This window comes from Nocardia wallacei, assembly GCF_029868745.1.
GTDB classification, from domain to species: Bacteria; Actinomycetota; Actinomycetes; order Mycobacteriales; family Mycobacteriaceae; genus Nocardia; species Nocardia wallacei_B.
This window is the reverse complement of record NZ_JARWOP010000142.1, coordinates 1-3,684: the sequence shown is the minus strand read 5'-3', so window position 1 is coordinate 3,684 and position 3,684 is coordinate 1. Positions and strand designations below refer to the sequence as shown.

Genomic DNA, 3,684 nt, shown 5'->3' with positions numbered 1-3,684 from the left:
CCGCCGGTGGGCGTTCGACGAGTTGTCGGCCACCAGCGAGACGATCTACCCGCTCGGGCCGGCCGCGCTACTGCCCGAGCTGATCGCGGGCCGCCGTGCGGCCGAGCCGGTCACGCTGCCCTGGCCTCGCCGCTGGGGGCGCGTGGTGACCGCAGTGAGAAGCTGTGCGGCCGTGGTGGTTTCGGTGTCGAAGGCGAGACGCTGGCGGATGCCGCCACCCTCGCTGGAGATCAGCTGAGCGCCCGGCAGCCCGGTCAGATCGGTGGTGGGTACGGCGAGGTCGACCACGAGCACCCGTCGTACCCCCACCGTGGCGGCCAGCCCGGTGAGCGAGCCGTCGTAGGCCAGCCGGCCGTGGTCGACCACCAGCACCCGCTCGCACAACCGCTCGATATCGCCCATGTCGTGGGTGGTCAGCAGCAGCGTGGTGCCGCGCTGGACGCGTTCGTAGGACAGGAACTCCCGCAGCCGCTGTTTGGACAGGACGTCGAGGCCGATGGTGGGCTCGTCGAGAATCAGCAGCTCGGGCGAATGTAACAGTGCCGCAGCGATTTCCCCCCGCATGCGCTGTCCCAGTGAGAGCTGGCGCACCGGGATGTCGAGGGTGTCGGCCATCTCCAGCTGCTCGACCAGTTCGTGGGTGCGCTTGCGGGCGGCGTCCGGTTCCAGGCGGTGGATGGCGGCCAGGATCGTGAACGACTCGCGCAGCGGCAGATCCCACCACAGCTGCGAGCGCTGCCCGAACACCACCCCGATCCGCCCCGCCAGTTCGCGGCGCTGGCGCACCGGTTCCAGGCCGCAGGTGCGCACCGTGCCGGCGGTGGGCACCAGGATGCCGGTGAGCATCTTGATGGTGGTGGATTTGCCCGCCCCGTTCGCCCCGATATAGCCGACGGCGGTACCGGTTTCGACGGTGAAACTCATCCGGTCGACCGCGGTGAGTACGTCGCGTCGGCGGCGCCAGTGTCCTTCCTCCTTGCGCCGCAGCACGAATTGCCGGGTCAAGTCCGTAATCTCGATCGCGTTCATCCACCGCCTCCCTGGTAGTGCCGTACACCCATTCGCCAGCACATCAGTGCGAGAACCCAGATCCACAGTGCCGCGACCGGACTCGCCCACGCCAGTGCCGCGGGCAACCACGCCGGGCCGGGCAGGCCGAGCAGCGCGATCGTGGGCAGGTAGGCGACGAAGGCCACCGGCACCGCGAAGCCGAACACCAGCGTCAGCGGCCGCGAGAACACCGACGCCGGTTGCTGGGAGGCGAACGAGCCGCCGTAGGTGAAGCTGTTGGTCAGCTCCGAGCCGTCGATGAGGAAGAACTGCAACCCCGCGGCACACACGAACAGGCCCGCGAAGATCGCCACACCGGCGACCAGCGACATCCCCAGCAGCGTGAAGGTCCTTGCGGTCCAGGCGATGTCGTTGACGACGAGGCCGGTGACGAACACCGCGCCCGCCACGGTCGCGCGGGCCAGCCGCCGCAGGGAGACGTCGCTGGTGATCAGTTGCAGCAGTAGCGGTTGCGGGCGCAGGTGGAACGCGTCGAGGGTGCCCATCCGGATGTAGGTGGGCAGAGTGTCGGTGTGCCCCACCGCGATCTGGGCGAGGGCGAAGGTGAGATTGGACAATCCGAACAGCAGCAGCATCGCGTGCAGGTCGAGCCCGCCGAGCACGCGCACGTTGTGGTAGATCACCCACACCTCGGCGAACTCCACGATCCCGATCAGCAGCGAGGACAACAGGTCCGCGCCGAACGACAGCGGGTAGGCGCGCTGGGAACGCATCCGCGAGCGCAGCACCGCCACGTACGGCGTGCAGCAGTTGCCGTGCAACACAGCCGGTTCGGTCGCCGATCGATCCGCCGGGTCAGCCACCCTGCACCTCCAGTTTGCGCCGGCCCGCCCGCAGCAGCATCCGGCCCACGGCGACGCCCACGAGCACCCAGATCACCTGTACGCCCAGGATCTGCACTGCCGCCGCGCCGGTCGCCCGGCCGGACAGCACATCGATCGGCCCCTGCAGCAGCGAGGGAAACGGCGTCAATGTGGCGACGGTGTACAGCCAGCCGGGGAACAGGTGCACCGGCACGAACAGCCCCGCCAGGAACGTGGCGACGATCTGGTAGAGCAGCCGGATGCCGCGCGTCTCCACCAGCCAGAAACCGACCAGGCTCACCGCGAACAGCAGCAGGAACGAAATGGTCACCGCCAGCAGCACACTCACCACGCCGAGCAGGTACGGCGGGCCGGTGTGCGGCAGTCCGAGTTCGAAGGTCAGGGTGCCCGCGACGACACTGGGCAGCCCGCGCAGCAGCAGGGTGCAGCCGGCCCGGCCGAGATCTCCGGCCAGGTACGAGAATTGGATGTCGACCGGGCGCAGGAAGTCGATGGCGACATCGCCGTTCTTGATCCGGTCGACGATGTCCAGCGGCGGACCCATCACCCCCAGCGCGCCCAGCAACCCCTGCGACAGCCAGACGTACGCGCCGATCGAATCCGCTGTGTACCCGCCGAATTCGGCGGTTGCTCGCACGGCCGCGAGCATCACCGAGGCGCGCACCAGCCCGAACACCACATTGGTGCACATGCCGGCGAACATTGCCAGCCGGTAGTGCCACTGCCTGCGGAATCCCGCCTCTGCCAGTCGCAGATAGACACCTGGATCAGCGCGCACAACCAATTAACGCTACGGCGATTGCGCTGCGTTCACAACAAGATTGGGGAACCACAGATGTTCCGAAACCGATACCGAGCAGTTGCCACCCCGTTGTCCCTCGACGGCCCGACTGCCTGAAGCCTTTGCCGCAGTGGACCTTCGCCTGCTGTGCTGTGCCCTGTTCCGGCTGACGCGATGATCGGGGCAAAACACGGTCGCACTCGGCCCGATCCACCTGGAACTTCAGGCGATCTCGTTGGCGATATATACTGTTGACGATATGGTGCTCGCATGTGGCAAATCGAGCTGTCGGAGGAGGTTTTGCTGTGGTATCAGGAGCTCGGAGACGACGACCGCGTCAAGACCCAGTGGATGTTCGACTTGCTCGCCGAGCGGGGCGTCGCATTACGCATGCCATACGCCAGGTACCTCGGCGACAAGTTGTGGGAGCTGCGGTTTTATTGTGAAAATGTGAATCGTCGGATCACTTATGTGTTCGATACCGAGAGACGCATAATCACTCTGACCACGTTTCGGAAGCAGCGTCAGAACGAATCACGTGAGGTTGCTCGGGCTCGGCGGGCGCTGGCGCGGCAGCGCAGGAGAGGTTGAGGCAGTGAAGACAACCAACTATCAGAAGCTGCGAGATGCCGAACTCGCGAAGATGACAAGTGACGAGCGGGCTCTGTACGACGATGCGTACGCGAAGGCCGGTCTGACGATGCGCATGGCGCAGCTGTTCTATGACGCCCGAACCGCCGCAGGCCTTACTCAGGCCGAGTTGGCGCGTCGGATGCACACGACGCAGCCGACCATTGCCGCACTCGAGGGCGGCGGTCGGCTGCCGACGCTCGATATGCTCGAACGTCTCGCGCAGGCGACCGGGCATTCGCTCGAGATTCGCTTGAGCGCCTGAACCGATCGCCTCGGACGAGCTGGCTGATCGTGAAGGGGCCCGGCCCCAAAAGCGGGGGGGGGGGGGGTTGGCGGGCCCGGTACCAAAATGGGCCCGGGGAACACGGGTAGCGG

Annotated in this window: 5 protein-coding genes; 2 read left to right on the top strand and 3 right to left on the bottom strand. The window is 66.7% G+C overall.

Annotation, left to right across the window (positions count from 1 at the left end):
• Positions 1–45: 45 nt before the first annotated feature.
• Genes QH470_RS11860 through QH470_RS11850 form a run of 3 tightly spaced genes read right to left on the bottom strand, consistent with a single transcriptional unit; the run spans position 46 to position 2,673 of the window.
• On the bottom strand, positions 46–1,029 hold the full coding sequence (locus tag QH470_RS11860; RefSeq protein ID WP_280272372.1) for an ABC transporter ATP-binding protein: 984 nt from the start codon (positions 1,027–1,029) through the stop codon (positions 46–48).
• On the bottom strand, positions 1,026–1,874 hold the full coding sequence (locus tag QH470_RS11855) for an ABC transporter permease (RefSeq protein ID WP_342228434.1): 849 nt from the start codon (positions 1,872–1,874) through the stop codon (positions 1,026–1,028). The genes QH470_RS11860 and QH470_RS11855 overlap by 4 nt, the downstream gene beginning before the upstream one ends.
• Positions 1,867–2,673: an ABC transporter permease gene (locus QH470_RS11850; RefSeq protein WP_280272371.1), complete on the bottom strand. Its 807-nt coding sequence runs from the start codon at positions 2,671–2,673 to the stop codon at positions 1,867–1,869. The genes QH470_RS11855 and QH470_RS11850 overlap by 8 nt, the downstream gene beginning before the upstream one ends.
• Positions 2,674–2,946: 273 nt before the next feature.
• On the opposite strand from QH470_RS11850, the gene QH470_RS11845 reads away from it, so the two are divergent.
• On the top strand, positions 2,947–3,267 hold the full coding sequence (locus tag QH470_RS11845; protein ID WP_280272370.1) for a type II toxin-antitoxin system RelE/ParE family toxin: 321 nt from the start codon (positions 2,947–2,949) through the stop codon (positions 3,265–3,267).
• 4 nt (positions 3,268–3,271) lie between these two features.
• Positions 3,272–3,571 (top strand): helix-turn-helix domain-containing protein, encoded by a 300-nt coding sequence (locus tag QH470_RS11840; RefSeq protein WP_280272369.1) that lies wholly within the window; start codon positions 3,272–3,274, stop codon positions 3,569–3,571.
• The last annotated feature ends 113 nt before the right edge of the window (positions 3,572–3,684 follow it).